Below are 17,095 nucleotides of genomic sequence, written 5' to 3' on the forward strand. Positions count from 1 at the left end.
CGCTAGATCACTGAAACAGGAAGTTGTAATTGTGAGTTTGTAACTCCTCGATAACACAATTGATTAATTATGAAATCAAAGTCATCTCAACTATTTGAGCTCCTTCTATATTACTTTTTTGTAGTAATCACCAGATTGCCCTTCACCGCTGTTGCCTGCTCATCATCTGTAACTTCCACGCCCGACCAGTTGGATTTGTGGACGATCTCCCCGTGTGGATCAAACAGTCGCACGAATTCTGACAGACGGTTGTTGTGAACGTCGTTCTCTGGGCATCTTCCCGAGAAGTCCGTACTGATCTGCAGGACGAACAGGCCACCCGGCTTAATGAAGCGGAAGAACCCAGGGACCTTTTCCGAGACATTCACCCCGGTCACCTCGCAGACTTCGTGCAGTTCCCGATGAAACCAGCTCATCCCCCGACAGTATATCATGTCGAAATATTCTTCGTCGAAGTAGGTTGCCAGATCGCCAGCACTGGCCTGGATGAATTCCGCCGTTGAACCGCGTTCCTTTGCTCCCTTCACGCCCTCGACAGTCTTTTCGACTCCGAATACCTGCAGATCGAAACCAGCCAGCAGGGAAGCGTGCAGCCCCTTACCGCAGCCCAGGTCCAGCACCCTGTTGCCGGGTTGTAATCCGAACCGATCGATTAGGTGTTTCTGCAGCCATACCAGTTCGTATTCCGGGTTGTAATCGAAATCGCCCTCTGCGTACTTTCTGTTGTAGTAATCATCGGTCATCAGGTGAAATCTTTCTTGAACAGGGCAATCAGCCGGTAGTAATTGTTATCTTCAACGATGTCGAGCTTTGCCGGGCAGCGCCCCACCAGGTCGATGAACTTCCGCACGTCAATCGGGTCCTGAACATGACCACGACAAAGCCCGGCAGGCCACATGTAAGGAACACTGATGATCGCGGTTTCGCAGCTGCTGAAGATCTTATCCACAAACGGAATCAACACACTGGGTTTGAAATGTTCCAGCACCTGCAGACAGGTAATCACGTCGGCTGTCAGGTCGCATTTCAGCCAGTCCGCCTGAAGACATTCCACACCATCCAGGGGAGGAAAGGGCAGATCATTGACGGCATACCGCTTTTCAAAGTTTCCCCATTGAGCAACCGGAGTGTCAGCGCAGCCGATATCGAGCAGGGTGCCGCTGAACGGTTCCAGCCATTGTTTGACCGTCGCGTAATAGTTGAGGTGTTGTCGGTCGCCCCAGTAGCTCATAAATCACCTGTGGCTCTCTCGTCCGACTTCACACCCACCATCATCGCAGGTAATCACGTCCACGCGGTCACACTGAAGTTCCACCTTGTAATAATGCTGTCGCTCAGTCCCGTCTTCGTATGGTTCTTTTACGCCTTTGTACTTCGCGGTCAGTTCGTCGAATAATCTTTTAAGGTGATCTGGCATCGTTTTTTCCCCTTAGTGGTGAAGGCAGTTCGAATGTTTCCGGGTTGGCTGGACACATTCCGCAGCAGCTTTCTGTTTTGCGATTCACAAACTCACGTAACTCTTCCGTCGTGCATGCCGGTTCCAACGGCGTGTAATTCAGATATGGATTCCAGGCTTCGTTCAGTCCGTGCTTTTGTGCCTGCATCGACAGGTAAGCCATCTGCGGACACTTCCAGAGCTTTCCGTCGTGGATCTGGGGACACCATTTTGAACCGCAGGCCTCCCAGCTCTGTTCTGGCTGATTGTCTTCATAAGGCATCATCGTTGCGCCATGCCCTTTATAGGCTCGTTTCCAGCGACTGCTGGACGTTCGCCAGTTGACCCGTAATGCGTGCGAGTTTTCCCAATCGGCTACCAGCTGTTTTACCGGCTCCAGTTTCGCCTGATACTCTGCGGAATCGTGGTGAATGCTGATTTCTAAATTACATCCGGTCTCTTCCAGCACAGCAGGCAGTTCCGGGTGTCTCTGCAGATTGAAACCATTGGTTACCAGTTGCAACTTGGAGTGTGGAAAATGCTTTCTTGCGAGTCTGACGATCTCACAGAGTTGCGGATTGAGTGTAGGCTCTCCCCCCAGCAGACTGAAGTAGCGCGGCAGCAACCGATCAGACCAAAGGCTCATTTGTCGGTCAGATTCTTCCGGACTGATCATACCCTTGTGATTGAAGTTCGAAAAATGCGTACATTGCTGACATGCCAGATTACAGGCGTGAGAAACGTGCAGTTCGAGGTTCTCCATCTCAATCAGGTTGCCGACCGGCTTTGTCCTGTGTCGTTCGTATCGCTCTTTACTGAGGCTTCCGAACTGTCGGAAATCGCAGCCGGGAACCATCACTTCATAATACTGCTGAATCGTTTCGTGTGCGGCGTTGCGTGATGCTGTTTTGTCTCCGTGAATAGAACCATGTGACAGGCTTTCAGAATGTAACCGTCTGAGCCCTACGATCTCATCATCAGTTACCACTGTTGCACCTGACCTGTGGCAGCGGGTAGCAAATTCCAGATCACCCGAACCCATCAGATCAGCGAACCCGTTCAACCGCTGATAGGCTGCCTTCCGCATGACCAGCGTGCCATTGAGGATATTACCGTTGGGGCAGAGTTTCCATTTATTATGGCCTGAAGTGTGAATCGGCACCGCCGCCAGTCGTCTCAGGGACTCTGCGTCCCGGCTTTCGTGGCTTACAAACTGACGCATAGCGCCACCATAAACATCGCCGTTTCTCAGTTTCTCGATTGAGTGAGCAATCCGGTGCGGCATGGCAATATCATCGGAGTCTTGAACGGCAATGAAGTCGGTTTCCAGTCGGTCAAAAATCCGGTTCATGGTCCGATACGGTCCGATGGTCTTTTCGTTGCGATACAGTCTCACCTGGGGATGGCTGGCGTACTGCTCGGCAGGATCGTCGGGAACTGTAAAACCATCGGCTATCAAATGCACAACGCACTCTGCGCCTGCCTGGTTCAAAATTGAATCCACAGCAGCAGCCAGCCATTGCAGGTTTTTCTGACAGTAGGGAATGACCACATCACAGCGGATTTCATCCACGGCAGCGGGTTCCAGCTGTGGTGCTTTCGCAGGCGGTTTCGGTTTGGGAGCGTTTCCCCAGCCCTCACAGGTTGTACGTGTCTTGACCAGTCGCCGGATCTCATCACCGTGTTTCCGGCAGAAGTAATTCCGCTTAAATTTGCAGGCGTTGCAGAGTTGCTGCTTTATCTCGGGTGTTAAAGTCATTTGGGAACGTGTCTCACATCAATGTAAGGAGGAGCGTAATAATCGCCTATACTAAATCCAATGGGGTAAACAAAACCGGTGAAAGGGACACCCTCTCCAGGCTCCTCCCCCGCCGGCCAGGTGTAACCGCTCGGCAGTGTTTCACTGGTATATTCACCCCACAAAATCGGCAGGGTCGGTACTGGCCGCGTCCACCTGCTGAACTCACCAGGGGGTATAATACAATCATAATCATCGGGAGGCGTGTAAACTCTGGTTGTGGAAGCGGTGGCGTAAAGCGTCGTTACATCCTCATTTCCGATAAGGCCCAGACTGAGATTTTCCCCCAGGGCCACCTGGTTTAAAATGGGGTTTCCTTCCGCGGTCCCATAGTGATAAATCACGCTTTGCACGATCTTCAGGCCGATACGCCAGTGGCCGGGCGTGGTGGCTTCCCCGCTGTCTGAATCCACTATGGCGTCTGCCCATTCCACAGTGGCCGTATGGGTACGGGCAAAATGATTCCACCCATCGACGTATGGGAGAAACCGAGACCATTCGAAATCCTGCACAAAATCCCCATAATCGCCAGGGCCGGTTCCCGAAATAATATTCACCCCCTCAGAAAATCCGGGACCGTCGAATTTACAGGGGGCAGATTCCTGGGTTTCGCTGGAAAAATACGGCAACCGGCGATTGATGGTTAACACCGCCGGGGAAGCAGTGGCGGCCCCGTTCACCACCAGGGTGTCCGGTTCCATGTAATACCATTTTTTGTATTTGGGAACCGATATTTCCCAGGCCAGATTACCATTGACAATCTTGGCACCACAGCGCGAACAGGGAAACCGCTTGCGTACACATGGCTTCTTTATCAGAGATAATCCGCAGTCTTTTTGTCCCATCACATCGCCCTATAGATTCGGAGTACCGTCGCCATTGTATTGCCGGCACTGTGCTGCCGGTGCAACCAATCCAACGCCGGGCGTGTAGTTCGCCCAGCCGATCGAGCCAGCAGCGAGCGCGTCGTTAATTACGTTGTCATCACCGTCATACTGCCCTGCCAGCGGAATCGGAAACAGCACTTCGTCATCCACCCTGCTGTCTGCCCAGTTGGTGTAGTAGGCATAGCCCTCGAATTCTGCATCTTCCGGTCTGTCGACCTCAAACTGATCGAATTCGACACCTGCCAGGTCTCCAATGAATTCAATCAGCCAGTGCCCCGGCCAGAGCGATACAGAGACGTTGCCTTTCCCCACGTTGGGCAGATTCTCAATCAGAGTTGTTAAAGACGATTCTGTCAGGTATTGGTTGAGCAGGGAGAACGGTTCTGTTTCGTACCCCTCCAGCACCAGCTTGATTTCAGCATTGATGGAATCGCCTTTGATTTCAATCATCTGCTTGCTGTTACCGTCCGGATCCCAGTAAAACAGACTGCAGGGTATTTTGACTTCTCCATCCACCATCATGTAGTATTCCTGTCCCGCCCGGTTGTCAGCATCATAGTCGTAAGATGTTGATCCGTATGATCGGACAGTGAACGTCGAATACGGTTCGTGAGTGATGAACCGCACCGGAGTCAGCGGTCCCAGTTGATTCGCCGGAGCCACGAACGCGAGCAGATTCTTCGTGCTGTCCTTATCTTCTTTCTTCACACCCGTCGTGAGTTTGTAGATCCCGTGAACGTTCCAGCCGAGCAGCTGGTGCTGAATCTTGAATCTGCTGGCTTTGGTCAGATCGTTGGGGAGCTTCAGGTGACCTGCAGGATCTCCGATCAGCTGCTGCACTGTTCCTGTGCCGTAAAGCAGTTCCAGGTTGTCGAGGGTCGCGTCTGACAGCCTGCTGTTCTCCGGCCTGACATATCTGCCGAAGATCTTCTCATTATCGCTGGCATCGCCCTCGTATCGCACGAATGCCGGAGCGTATTTAATTCGCCCCATATGACCTTTGGGAATCACCTTCGGTCCGGTGAACGCGAAGTTAATCCCATTGGTGACGTATTTCGGAAAGTTGCCGTCTTCATCAGCAGTTTCCGTCTGCCCGGCGGCAGTGTCGCCGACCGGCAGGCGAATCTCGAATACCGGAGTGTCTGCATTCAGGGTACGAATCCCGACGATCTCGATCAGTGAGTGACCTGGAATTAACAGATCACTGTCCTTGCGGCGACTGTCTTTATCAATGATCTTATCGTCACCGACATTCAGACAGGTGAACCATTCGCCGGGGGAGCTTTTCGCAGAGTTGAAGTTCATTTATCCTCCGGCTGCTGAGTTTTATTAACCGTCTGTTCCTGCTGCTTGATCAGCTCTTTCAACGCGAGGTCCCGCTGTCGCTGATCGAATGCCGGCACGATTACATTGACTTCGGAATTTCGAGAGACGTTAGTGGTCATGCCGCCCGAGGTCGTGCGGGAGATCGCAACCTGCTGGATCGCCCCGTCGAGTTCGATTTTTTTGAGACCGGCGTACACACCGGCCCCAGAATCCTCCGAATTAATTCGGAGGTTCTCGACGTCGATCGCAGCGAGAGCCTGTTCTTTCAGGTGCTCTTTTTCTTCGTTGCTGATAACTTCTTTAAAGGCAAAGTATTCGCCACCAAAATAACTGGGAGACGGTTCATACACCGCCTGATACGCGAGCACGATCTCATTTTTAATTACGACCTTAGTGTCGGTTCCGCCGGGTATCTTTCGCGGGTTATCCTTCAGGCCACTGGGCAGCGGTGCTGGCTTGGTACGGTATTTAGCCTTCAGTTCTTCGCGGTGCTCGTAGCGGGCAGGCTCACCGACTGTGTTTTTCAGCGGTGTTGCAATCCTTGCGAACAGATCGGCAGGGTGAGGAACGTCTTGTTTCTCTTCCGATTTCTTTCCGTCTATTTCGACAAACTCTTTTTTATACTGGTAGATCGGCTCACTGAATCGAATAATTCCCAGTTCGGGAACCACTTCGAACTTATCGCCTTCAATTCGAGTTTCAATTGTCCCGTTATCCCCCTCTTTGACCTCGTCGAAGTAATTTCCGGTTACTTCGACCGGCTTGCGAATCAGTTTTCCTGAATAGGAATCAATCCCCAATTCGGCACGGGATGTGAACGTCGGCAGCACCTGCTCGAATTCTTCGAGGATATAATCACCCTTCTTACCGGTGCGGGGGTTTATCTGCTGCGGTCCTGGCAGCACAGCCTTGGAGGCTGCGAATAGCTTACGGCGAGCCTCAGTGTATTTCTCCTGTAATGTGTCATAGACTTTTTCGCCAGACCTGTGGCCCAGATCCACAATCAACCCCATCTGATAACCCAGGTCATCGTATTTCTTTCGCAACCCTGGATCGTCTCCTGATGCAGTTTGGATTGTCGGATACTTAAGCCTGTAGCAGCGATACACCGTCTGCATGGCAAGGCTGTACTGATCTCGACGCTTCTGGTATTCGTCTTTATCGACTGGAACGCCGTTGGTTTTCATGGACTCGATTTCATCAAGTGGAGCTTTGATCATATCGAACACGCCCGGCTCTGGCAGCGTCCAGTTGGGTTTCCCTCTGTCGTCAATCGGCGCATAACTCAGGTGGTCAATCGGTCGCCACTCGCCGTCGATATCGAGTCCAACCGCTTCCAGATCCCAAATGGCTTCATGCATCGTAATCCCGCCCAGCACGGTCACCGAATCCGGTGTCTCCGGCAGGTTCGCTTCAAAGCCGCCTGACATGAGGTCCTCAGTCGGCAGCAACGCCCCTTCACCGTACTTGCGGATTCGCACCCGATCATCCCAGCCAAGACAGACGCGGTAACCCAGCGGCGTCACCAGTGAGTTCAGGGCCTGTGCCGGCGGAATGCGATCCCAGTGGACTTCAGGGAAGATCTGATTGCGATAGGGAAGAGACTGTTTTTTTTCGAGATCCAGCAGGTCGCGGGTATCGTAATTCTTCTCACCCATCGCTTCGAGGCACATGTCGGCCAGTTCGCGCGGGGTTTTCTTCTTCCGGGGTTCGATCTCGCCGTTTTTCTTCACGTTCCAGTGACCGGAGAAGCTGCCGAACTTCCACTTCCAGCGGCGGTCGTAAACCGGAATCGTCCATGTGTTCGATGTTGCCGACCGTCTCACACTCGCTTTATCAGGTCGGCATCCCTGCAGCAGGATCTGCGTGCGTCCCGTGCGGTTGTATTGCGTCGGTGAAACATTGGCGACTGCCGTGTATTCGTCGAACTGGAACAGCAGATAACCGTCAGGTTCAATCGGCGTGTAATCCGGGTCACTCGCATCCAGTGTCTGCGGTGCCATTTCGATCTGGCACACATCGGGCGTAATCCCGTGCGAGCGCGAATAGTTTGCACTGACGATCTGCTTGATGCCGGGATAGAAGACAGAGCCGACGCCCTGGTCAAAATTGCTCATGTGGTTGCCCCGAAGGTGAGTTTAAAGTCCTGCCCCATATGGAGTGTGCTCAGATCGCCGCATTTCTCCAGGTCGATCACCGGGCTGGTGATGCTCCCGGACTCGTCGTAGATCTCGGAGTCATCGGTGAATTTATTGATGATCGTAACATCCTTGGGCCGTGCATCCTGATCGAACACCAGCACCCCGTCACCCGAGAGATTCACCGCCGAGAGTGTGCCAGTCGAATTGTAATTAACCAGACCGGCCAGAATATTGAGCACCGCATGCGCCCCGGCATGGATCGTCGTTGTGCCGGCGGTCTGCTTGAAAGTGGTGGTAGCAGAGTTGATATCCAGCACGCCACCGCTCTTGACGATGTCCGTGACGGAAACACCAGAGCCCAGATAAACGTTGGTGTCATCGGCGGCATTGTCGAAGAACGCCTGCCGTAAAGTCGCCACCGTCGCCACTTCGGTCGGGTAGTAAGCCACTCCCAGCGATCCACGGTTGATATTGATCGCATTGCTGGCATGGGTTCCCAGTAATAAAATCGCGGGAGTATTACCGTCCGGACTGTCACCGGAATTCGTAATCAGCACCGTTGACTGCACAGAGCCGAGATTGATTTTAATGCGCTCTGAACCGTCCCCCTGTTTATCACCGATGTTGAGCAGAGTTGCCCCGATCTTCAGGTACTGGTCTCGGTATTCCGGATAACTCCCGGCAGCATTAGTTCGCGGCAATCCGATATCGCCGGTAAAGGTCTGTTCGATGATCAGGGCAGCCAGTGTGACATCAGACTGGTCGAGACCGTAAAGAATGTTTACGTTTGTCTCGCTGACATAGACTGTATCACCCGTGATCGGTACCTTGTTAGTATTCCAGTTCGCCGCTGTGTTCCAGTCATTAGGTCCTTCATTGGCAGTTACGGTAGTAATGTCAATCGGGCCGTCTGTCGTCTCGATGCCTACAGTGGGCTGCGGAACCCCCTTTACCGACTCGGCTATTGAGACATGCACTGCCGTGTTATCGACCACCAGCTGCGGCTGATCGGACTGCGCCAGGTCGTTGATAAACTCAACCGACAGGGCTGTACCCGGCCAGTCTCCACCCGTTACGTTGACATTACCAGTACCGATGGTGTCTAGTGCTTCGAGCAGTGCCTCTGCTTCAGCTGCTGTGGAGTCGTGAGGGATCAGTGCTTTGGACCCACGGAAGGAAACGCCCACACTTCCGGCAGTTGGTGTGCCTGTGAAGGTGAGTGTTTGAATCTCGTTTATTCCGGTGAACGGAGGGCCCAGCCCGGCTCCGCTATTATAAAGCGTCGACACATCACTTTGTGAAAGTGCCATATCCCAGATTGCGACCTCGTCGATTTGTCCGATGAACGGAAAGCGAAAATTGCCTTCAGTGTTTTCGTCCACTCCCAACTTGAGCGGTAGACCTGAGTCAGATAAATAGAGATCCGGGTCCCACAGAGCCGCTGTCTCGAAAGTATTATTGTTAACGCTGATCTTTAATATTTCATTATTGAAGTCAGCCACCACAACCACCAGATTCCAAGAATTAGCAGTAACGGTATTAATGATGCTCGACGCTTGACTGCTGCTGACAGTAGTCCCATCAGTTGCCTTACAATTAAAAACGATCCCATCATTGTAAAGATACACATTATAGCTTCTGCCGTCAGATGCTGCTCCACTTGTGAATCCTTTGCAAATAATAAATTGAGGACCTGCTGATGTAGTTGATGGCCTTATCCAAAATGATATCGAGAAATCACCTGTCGGAGCCAGATCTGTATGATGAGGCACCTCCAAGTAATTAGAATCTGAGAACGAAGTCGCCGATTTATCCAGAATACCAGTCGTCGCCACGACCGTCCCCAGTTCCGCAAAGTCATTCGCCCCGACGTGATCTGCCCTATCGCCGCTAGTCTCGTCAAGTTTCCAGTATGCTTTTAAGCCCGCAATACTGAGACCAGACCCCGACTGCGAAGTCGCAGCGGCTGCTGTAGGTGCCCCGGTCAAACTGCTGGCAGCGACAAGCAGACTGACATCTGTTTTTGCCAGATCGCCGATGAATTCCACAGTCCAAGGTCCACCATCGGAACCGGTAACATCAACATCACCCACTTTAATATTTGCCAGTCCTTCAAGTTCAGACTGTACTGTCGCAGCAGAAGCGTTGTGAGCAATCACGTCTGTAGTCTGCCCGTTGAAGGTCAGCGTGAAGTCTCCGCCTGAAGGTGAGTTAATAATCGTGACGGTCTGCTCCTCGTTTGCTGATCCGGTCAGGCTGGTGCCACTAGCCGTGATCAACGTCACGTTAGTCGCGGCAAGATCTCCGGTAAATTCAACCGTGTAAGGTCCACCGTTGGAACCCGTGACAGTCACGTCCCCGGAATCGATATTACTGAGTGCTTCCAGTTCTGTCTGCACGGTCGCGGCGGATGCGTTGTATGCAATAGGATCTGTAGTCTGGCCGTTCCAGGTGAGTGTGAATGTTCCACCCGTTGCCCCGGTAAGCGTCACAAGCTGCTTTTCGTTCGTTCCGGTGCCGATTACTACAGTCACTACAAACGGGACTCCAGCGGTATCTGCCGTTAAAACCACCGAGCCGTCTACATCACCGTCACTGTCCACACCGACTGATGCGGTGATCTCTCCGAACTCAGGATTCGTCGAGGCGTTCCAGACTGCGACAAAACCAGCTGCGGCAGTAATATTGGTTCCTCCCACAGGTACTGTGTAAGGCTCTTTTTTAAACCCAATACTCGCCGTGATCACATTGCCAGCGACGATATCAGAGGGAATGGTAAACGTCGAAACCTGGGCCTTTGTAGCGGCACCGCCATTCCATTCATGTGAAGTTGCCATAATTCATAATCCTTTACAAAATTGGGAACGCCTGATTGCGTTCGAATGTGTAATCCCAGAACACGGGGTACTCAACCGCCGTATTGTTAATGCGTCGCGGTGCACCGTAGCGGATTACCCGACGATCCAGCTTTTCGAAGTCCGCCAGATGCTCGAATGGCGGGTCTGGCGAGGGCGTGAAGTTTAATCCGATGCGCCTGCCGGACTGCTGGCAGGTGACGACACTCGTTTCTGTGAGTTGCTGTTTCTGGAACTTTCCGGTAATCGTCGGCAGATGTCCGAACGTCGGGCCGCCGGTTCCAGTGAACGAGAGGTTTGATTCGTAGTCGAGAACATACGGCGATTCTTCCGACCCTGTTGCAGCTGCGTAAGTGTAAGCCGCTTCGAGCGTGATGGTGTATCGCCTGCGATTGACCAGCTCGCCCGGTGCTGCTCCCTGTGCGAATGTCGGCGGAGTGACGACACGGACGCCGTAGAGCGTGTCGTCACTGGTGATAGCGTAGACAGTCGTGCTGCCCGACATCCAGGAGACATTTCCATTTTGTACTTTGTAGGCGTTCTGTAGCGCGACCTGCTTCGTGAGCAACTCAGACAGTGAGTCTGCCTGCAGGATGCCGGTGACAGTCAGCGTGACCGTGTTTCCGTAGACATAGCCTGTCGGGTTCTCCAGTCCCCTGATATTGATGTCAACCGTCACCGAATATTCGTCGTGACTATAACCGTTATAAGTAAAGATCATACGTTTGCGTAATAGTCTTCTATAAGTTTGTTTTTATTAATGAGGTCCAAGATTCTTTTATCCCGATCGTTCATCGCATCGAGCAGTGACTTGATGCCGTTCTCGACACCGATGCCCGACTGCGTAACCTGGTCAGTGGCGTCCGCAACAGCCTTCTGGGCGGGCTGACGCTGTGGGGCTGGTTGCTGTGTCTGACTTCCCGAGCTGCCTCCGAACAGATAGTCATAGGCAAAAACAGTTGATGCAGTCATCGGATTGAGTCTGAGCGCATTTTTAATCGAAAACGCAGCCCCGTCACCAATGCTTTCGGGGCTACTGTCGGGACCGTCGACAGCCTGCTGCCGACCCTGTCGCAACAACTGACGGTCGTCCACCTTACGCTGCGCCTCAACCTGCTGCGCATTTGCGTCGTCCCGCCGGCGGTTTTCTGCCTGCAGGTCCCTCACAGCCTGCGGCTGCTGCGCCTCAATGTCTCGTTTCTTCTTCTCGTCTGCTGCGATCTTTTTGCGAAGCTCAATCTCCTGTTTTTGAGCGGATGAAAAATCATCGTTCAGCACAGAAGCAACCTGACCTGAACCGGCAGCGAGTCCTTTCTTCGCCTCATAATCACGAACGAGCCGGTCGCCGAATCCGGGCGTACGTTTCAGCTGGCGGATATCGCGGTCGTTGAGATCCTCCCCGTTCTGAACCTTGGCGGTGATTCTTTTCAGCTCGCCCTGCTCGTAGGGGTTCAGCTCCGAGAATCGTTGATGCACCGACTTCTGTGCATCCTGAGCGGATTTCAGCGCATCCCGGTTCGCCTTGAGTTGCTCTTCAGTGGCTTTCTTTTGATCCCTGAGAACCTGTAGTCGCTGCAGATCGGTCTCGACGAGCTGCCTGTTCTGATCGGCGAGACGCTGGGCCAGTCGCAGCCGTTCCTCAGACTGATCGAAATGCCCCTTACCCACTCGCTCAGCATTGGCCCGCTCGAAGTCAGCGAGATCCTTTTCGGCACCTTTAACACGACGAATCGCCTCGAGCCGTTCATGCTCTACTGCTGCAATCGGGGTTGCGGCACCGCCACCGGTCTCGAACTCGACGCGGCGACTCAGTTCTTCAGATTCCCTGCGGGTATCGCGATACCCACCTTCGCGGGCCAGATGGCTAGACAGCTGTTGTGCTGATTTCTGCTTGTTCTCAAAGTCTTTCTGCTGCTTTTCGAGACGCTTGGTGGACTCGGCTGCCTCGTCAACTGCGTTTCTCCAGCCCTTGACGCTGCCGATAAAGCTCTCGTTAGACTTGGTTGCACCGAGTGTTACACGGCGTACCAGCTGAAAAGACTCAAACAGGGCGAGGCCACCCGCTGCGGCGAGAGTCAGCCAGCCTGCAGCACCGCCCGCTTTTGCGAGCAGTCCCATACCGACACCTGATCCCGCACCTCCGCCGACCATTTTTGCACCGAGGGCACCACCGGCGACATCACCACCGACTTCCGCTGCGAGATCACCGGCAGCGCCACCTGCGCCACGGCCTGCCGCTCCTCCGGCGACTCCGCCGGCAACGCCACCAGCTGCGTTCGCCGCCGCCTGCGAGGCAGCGAGCCGGAAGTTGTTGTTCGCGAGCAGAGCATCGACGGTCAGCTTCGCCTTTGAGGCTTCGTTGAGAGCGATGATTGCCTCTCGGCCTTTCCAGTATAATTCAGTGAGCCCTTTCAGTGCTTTGAAACCAGCCTGGATCTTTTCAAATCCTTTTGAGAATTTTTCGAAATTTTCTTCACTGACAAATCCTAAACTTGCCATACCTTCTACCAAATCGAGTGTTCCTTGAAGCGCACCAACCCCGGCTTCGGTTGCCTTGCGTCTTGAATCGACTTGTAAACGTATTGCAGATTCAAGTTTTTTTACTGCTTTCTCTTCCTGTGATCGAATTTTATTTCGTTTTTTGAATTGAATGATAATGAAGTTGGTTCTACTCTTCTCCGAGTCTTCGCATATTTTTTTCAAGCGTTTATTCATGTTATCAATCAACTTGATCGTCTTACTACAAACCTTCTTTAAATCTTTGGTTCGCTGATCTTCCGCTTTTCTAAAAACTGAGATCATTTCGTTAATCGCTTTTTCCCATTTTTTAGCTTCAACAATCCCAGGATTTACTGGCTTCTTTGCCCCCCCACCGGATAACTGGTTTGCTTTCTTTTGAATATCCTGAACCTGAGAATTAAGTTTCCGGGCAACATCAGAATTTTGCTGTCCGGCAACAAGCTCCAGAGTAATCCTGACCTTTCGTTCTGCTTCTGCTGCAGCGATCATTTTGTAACTCCCATGAGAGCTATCAATTCTTTAGCCCTTTTTTGTTCATTTGACCGATCCACCACAAATTGAATCATTCTGGCATTCCTCCTGACGATCGGATCATCGGGAAAACTATAGACCGCCATACATTCCAGGTGATGAATATAGGCTTGTCTGTTTTTAGGTGTTAAGGTATTAGGTTTTTCTGGCGTACCTTTTGGGCAACCATCCCTGGTTTTACAAAGTGGGGGATTTTTAGAGTGCCTCAATAGCGGTTTGCCGTTGAATAATCTGGGTTCGCCGGTCCCTTCGTTGTATTCATACTTCAAGCAGTGTTGGCAATCACGATTCGCGAATTGAGGATAAAGCAATAACAACTCTACCCCCGCTATCAGTTTTTTGAATCACCGTCGATTTTAGAAGTGATGATCCCATCAGATTCACCGGAGAGCAGATCGTCGAAATCGAGATCGCTGCTATTGTCTGTTTCCGCCTTCGTTTCCAAATCAGAATCACCAGATTCGAAACAGGTTACAATGTTGAATAAGCGATCTTTGAGTGGCTTTTTAATCCGCCGTAAATTATCAACTGTAAGCTTGACCGGTTTTCCTTCATGATCGCACAAATCCCATTCAATCACCTGTCGCAATAAAGTCTGCTCAACAATTTCGCCCTGTTGCTTTGCCGTTTTTTCGAAGTAATTATGCATCAACGCACGGACTGCTTCAGGTAAAACCGGACGGAATTTGAAATGAACTTCTTCGTGCAGATTTGGTATTGCTTTGATGCAGCAATCTTCGGTATAGCCATCCGGAATGAAAGCTTTGCCAGACATGTGATACACTCCTTAAAAGACAGGGTAACAGTCAATTCGTACCCTGAATTTTCTGGAATGTCACAAGGGGATCAAGAGAGGTTCTTATTGAATTTCGCGTTGTAAGTGAGTGTCTGAGTAGTGACTCTAAGGTTCATCTCAATTTAAAAATCGCAGCGCATCGACTTTACCTGATGTACGCTTTCCAGCGTCTACTGTCAGGATATCCCGATCTCCTAATACAAACCTGCAAATTCAAGATAGTGCCAGTATCAAGACTTCAAAGTGACAATTGATCGCTTCCTGGAAAGAAAAAGAATTCATGGCATAATTTTGAAAATATGTGTTGAGCTTATTCAGGAGAAATGTTTCCTGAGGAATCTCATCAAGTCTGAAATATCGGAGTTCCGGTGAATTTCAAAGTCCGTTTGAAAAGGTGAAGAAAGAACCATGCCTGGATTCTTGTCTCTGGATACATAACTGGCAGGCAACCTGTTTTCAGAAATTGAACAGAGTCAATGTAATTGCCCCCCATAGCAAGTATTACTACTTGTTTCGTTGAATTTCCCAATCCAGCAGTTCTCAATATTTTCTTCAGAGACGAGGTCCTGATTAAACCTGAAATGCACCCTTAATCAGAGTACAGCGGATCATAACATCTGCTGAAGTCAAATGTTTGGTTGGTGTCATAAAGGGTTTTGAGGAGTTCAGTCAAAGAGCTTTCCACCTGAATTTTTAAAGCTCTTCATTACTAGTTCCATTCTTGATCTGACCTCGGAGGGAATTTCTAATTCGTGGTAAAACTTCGTGCCTGAATATCTGATTGTGACTGTTTTCGAGGTAGCAATATCCAAGATCATCTTTTCCTGTGATTTCGAAACTTCTTTATTGTAAGTTTCCCAGTACCTCTCATTTTCATATCGCTTAGTGTCAGATCTTTCACTTTTTTTAAATCCAACCAACTTAGTTAACCCGCCTTGAGACTTACGATACTCCTTTGTACGGGCAGAGCCAATCCAAGCCTTTTCCAGCAATCGAACCTGATCCTCAAGAAGTGGTTTACCTGCTTTTATATGATCAATTATATCTTTCACTTTGGCTTGTTCTGCAATCAGAAGCGCATCTATCCTGCTGTTAATGTCTTTCACTTCATTTGGTGGCAAGTCAATTAACTCATATGTGTTTTCATCTGTTTTTACTGTATATTTTCTTGTAAACAGATCTTCGGAATCTAACCTTCCGATGCACAGATATAGAAACTCTGGTTTATCGTCAACCACAGCTATATTCAAATGAATATCTCCTGAACCATAATTCTCAGGAGATTCTCTATGCCTCCTGGTCGAATACCAGTGATCCTTGTATTTAACCGGGTTCGACCCCACAATAGATCGTTCGATGTGTTCCTCTTCACTCAACGCTTCTATCGTTATCGCCAGACGCTCCCACTGATCTCTCCCTCTCCGAATGACTCCCAACTCCAGCTTGTCTTTATATGTTACAGATTTCAAGATCTCATCTGCTTCATCTGGGGTCCGAAGCAGCTTTCCGTTAATAATTCGGATCAGGTCGTTATTCTCAAGCCCCGCGATATCAGCGCGAGACCCTTTCTGGACACCTCCGGCTATTACGGCATTCCCCGTCCTGGGAGGAAAGATGGGGATCTCTTCCCCTGTTTCTTTAAGGTGCTTCTTGTAGTCCTGAACTGTTACTGTTCGGAATCCTATCGAGTAAGTCATCCAAGGAAAGTCAGCAATCAGAAATGATGTCATTACGAAGAACGTAATTAAAAAAGCAAATAGTCGTTTCATGTTGACCCTCACATCTAAACCCAGCACCAAAAAACACATGCGTCCACCATATCAATATTGTATCGTTATATGCAAACAATAAAAAAAGACAGCCGCGTCTGGCTGCCTTTGTACTGCAATAAAACTATTCGTAAAATGAACTTACGCACCTGCTGCGTTTGTTATCACCAGGCTGGCTGTGCTGCCGGCCTTGCGCACCATACCTTCCAGCGGAAGCCTGGTGACCTGTGCTTTCGTGGTCCCCGGGGTACGAGTCGGGTACTGGATCGCCCCGAAGGTGAACGTCAAAGTATCATCGGTTTCTGCATTTGTGAGTACCAGAGAACCGCCTGCCCCTGCAAGGTCCTGCTTAATCAGATCAAGGTTCGCCGTAGACCACGGGTGATTTGTACCCAGAGTGACAATGCGATCGAGTAACGGGATATCTACACGTGTCAGCGAGTTCTCAAACCGCTCTGTATCGAGCTGATTCTCGATGACCAGACTGAACTCATTGAATTCACGCTCTTCCGACAGCAAAGTGAGAACGCCATCTTCGAAGCGATACGGGCTTTCGGTTGGTGTGGCCAATACAGGAAAAGATCCAGCAGCACCTTCGGTTTCAGTTTCTGCTTCAATATCGAGATCCACCATCACCATTTGCCCTGAAGAACCGTTGAAGGTCGCTTTAGCAATCCGGCAACCAGAGTAAGTGTAAACTTTTTCGTCGCGGTCGATCATCATGACGAATTCAGGAATGCTATCCGCAAGTGCAAATTCATCAGAACTCTCTGTTGACCCCAGAATCAATGGTAACAGTGTGTCTAACGCCAGCTTACTTGCAGGTACACGAATGGAACCTGAGCAACGTTTCTGCCCCAACCTCGTACGCTCAGAGATATGCTCCATTGTGCCAGTTGTGCCGCCAGTTTCGTCAATCGTCTGCGATTCAACGAGCGACTCCGCGCCCACAATCTCAATGGGAATTGAACTGGTGTCAAACGGCAATGCACTATCGATCGCCACGCGGGTGAATGTTCCGATTCCTAATGTCATAA

13 protein-coding genes are annotated in these 17,095 nt (G+C 50.8%); all 13 read right to left on the reverse strand.

Annotated elements, in window-relative coordinates:
- Positions 1-110 precede the first annotated feature (110 nt).
- Positions 111-743 (reverse strand): class I SAM-dependent methyltransferase, encoded by a 633-nt coding sequence (locus tag GmarT_RS28190; protein ID WP_002645354.1) that lies wholly within the window; start codon positions 741-743, stop codon positions 111-113.
- A complete protein-coding gene (locus GmarT_RS28195) occupies positions 743-1,231 on the reverse strand; it encodes a hypothetical protein (protein ID WP_002645353.1) in 489 nt (162 codons plus the stop codon). The genes GmarT_RS28190 and GmarT_RS28195 overlap by 1 nt, the downstream gene beginning before the upstream one ends.
- 3 nt (positions 1,232-1,234) lie before the next feature.
- On the reverse strand, positions 1,235-1,417 hold the full coding sequence (locus tag GmarT_RS28200; RefSeq protein WP_002645352.1) for a hypothetical protein: 183 nt from the start codon (positions 1,415-1,417) through the stop codon (positions 1,235-1,237).
- Positions 1,401-3,194: a glycosyltransferase gene (locus GmarT_RS28205; RefSeq protein ID WP_002645351.1), complete on the reverse strand. Its 1,794-nt coding sequence runs from the start codon at positions 3,192-3,194 to the stop codon at positions 1,401-1,403. Before GmarT_RS28205 ends, GmarT_RS28200 begins: the two co-directional genes overlap by 17 nt.
- A complete protein-coding gene (locus GmarT_RS28210) occupies positions 3,191-4,078 on the reverse strand; it encodes a hypothetical protein (protein ID WP_002645350.1) in 888 nt (295 codons plus the stop codon). The genes GmarT_RS28205 and GmarT_RS28210 overlap by 4 nt, the downstream gene beginning before the upstream one ends.
- Before the next feature lie 9 nt (positions 4,079-4,087).
- Positions 4,088-5,425: a hypothetical protein gene (locus GmarT_RS28215; protein ID WP_002645349.1), complete on the reverse strand. Its 1,338-nt coding sequence runs from the start codon at positions 5,423-5,425 to the stop codon at positions 4,088-4,090.
- Positions 5,422-7,563 (reverse strand): hypothetical protein, encoded by a 2,142-nt coding sequence (locus GmarT_RS28220; protein WP_002645348.1) that lies wholly within the window; start codon positions 7,561-7,563, stop codon positions 5,422-5,424. Before GmarT_RS28220 ends, GmarT_RS28215 begins: the two co-directional genes overlap by 4 nt.
- Complete coding sequence (locus tag GmarT_RS28225) at positions 7,560-10,424, reverse strand: LamG domain-containing protein (RefSeq protein ID WP_002645347.1); 2,865 nt, start codon at positions 10,422-10,424, stop codon at positions 7,560-7,562. Before GmarT_RS28225 ends, GmarT_RS28220 begins: the two co-directional genes overlap by 4 nt.
- A 13-nt stretch (positions 10,425-10,437) precedes the next feature.
- A complete protein-coding gene (locus GmarT_RS28230; RefSeq protein WP_002645346.1) occupies positions 10,438-11,163 on the reverse strand; it encodes a hypothetical protein in 726 nt (241 codons plus the stop codon).
- Entirely contained in the window at positions 11,160-13,451 is a 2,292-nt protein-coding gene (locus tag GmarT_RS28235) for a coiled-coil domain-containing protein (RefSeq protein ID WP_002645345.1), read from the reverse strand. Before GmarT_RS28235 ends, GmarT_RS28230 begins: the two co-directional genes overlap by 4 nt.
- Positions 13,452-13,824: 373 nt before the next feature.
- Complete coding sequence (locus GmarT_RS28240; protein WP_002645343.1) at positions 13,825-14,268, reverse strand: hypothetical protein; 444 nt, start codon at positions 14,266-14,268, stop codon at positions 13,825-13,827.
- A 686-nt stretch (positions 14,269-14,954) separates the two neighbouring features.
- On the reverse strand, positions 14,955-16,058 hold the full coding sequence (locus tag GmarT_RS28245) for a PDZ domain-containing protein (protein ID WP_149303522.1): 1,104 nt from the start codon (positions 16,056-16,058) through the stop codon (positions 14,955-14,957).
- A 141-nt stretch (positions 16,059-16,199) separates the two neighbouring features.
- A complete protein-coding gene (locus tag GmarT_RS28250) occupies positions 16,200-17,093 on the reverse strand; it encodes a phage tail tube protein (RefSeq protein WP_002645341.1) in 894 nt (297 codons plus the stop codon).
- Between the last annotated feature and the right edge of the window lie 2 nt (positions 17,094-17,095).

The organism is Gimesia maris (assembly GCF_008298035.1).
Taxonomy (GTDB): domain Bacteria; phylum Planctomycetota; class Planctomycetia; order Planctomycetales; family Planctomycetaceae; genus Gimesia; species Gimesia maris.

What these genes read in the sequence shown, in the direction of transcription:
- GmarT_RS28190 (WP_002645354.1), bottom strand. Translation starts at nt 743, where the DNA reads ATGACCGATGATTACTACAACAGAAAGTACGCAGAGGGCGATTTCGAT.
- GmarT_RS28195 (WP_002645353.1), bottom strand. Translation starts at nt 1,231, where the DNA reads ATGAGCTACTGGGGCGACCGACAACACCTCAACTATTACGCGACGGTC.
- GmarT_RS28200 (WP_002645352.1), bottom strand. Translation starts at nt 1,417, where the DNA reads ATGCCAGATCACCTTAAAAGATTATTCGACGAACTGACCGCGAAGTAC.
- GmarT_RS28205 (WP_002645351.1), bottom strand. Translation starts at nt 3,194, where the DNA reads ATGACTTTAACACCCGAGATAAAGCAGCAACTCTGCAACGCCTGCAAA.
- GmarT_RS28210 (WP_002645350.1), bottom strand. Translation starts at nt 4,078, where the DNA reads ATGGGACAAAAAGACTGCGGATTATCTCTGATAAAGAAGCCATGTGTA.
- GmarT_RS28215 (WP_002645349.1), bottom strand. Translation starts at nt 5,425, where the DNA reads ATGAACTTCAACTCTGCGAAAAGCTCCCCCGGCGAATGGTTCACCTGT.
- GmarT_RS28220 (WP_002645348.1), bottom strand. Translation starts at nt 7,563, where the DNA reads ATGAGCAATTTTGACCAGGGCGTCGGCTCTGTCTTCTATCCCGGCATC.
- GmarT_RS28225 (WP_002645347.1), bottom strand. Translation starts at nt 10,424, where the DNA reads ATGGCAACTTCACATGAATGGAATGGCGGTGCCGCTACAAAGGCCCAG.
- GmarT_RS28230 (WP_002645346.1), bottom strand. Translation starts at nt 11,163, where the DNA reads ATGATCTTTACTTATAACGGTTATAGTCACGACGAATATTCGGTGACG.
- GmarT_RS28235 (WP_002645345.1), bottom strand. Translation starts at nt 13,451, where the DNA reads ATGATCGCTGCAGCAGAAGCAGAACGAAAGGTCAGGATTACTCTGGAG.
- GmarT_RS28240 (WP_002645343.1), bottom strand. Translation starts at nt 14,268, where the DNA reads ATGTCTGGCAAAGCTTTCATTCCGGATGGCTATACCGAAGATTGCTGC.
- GmarT_RS28245 (WP_149303522.1), bottom strand. Translation starts at nt 16,058, where the DNA reads ATGAAACGACTATTTGCTTTTTTAATTACGTTCTTCGTAATGACATCA.
- GmarT_RS28250 (WP_002645341.1), bottom strand. Translation starts at nt 17,093, where the DNA reads ATGACATTAGGAATCGGAACATTCACCCGCGTGGCGATCGATAGTGCA.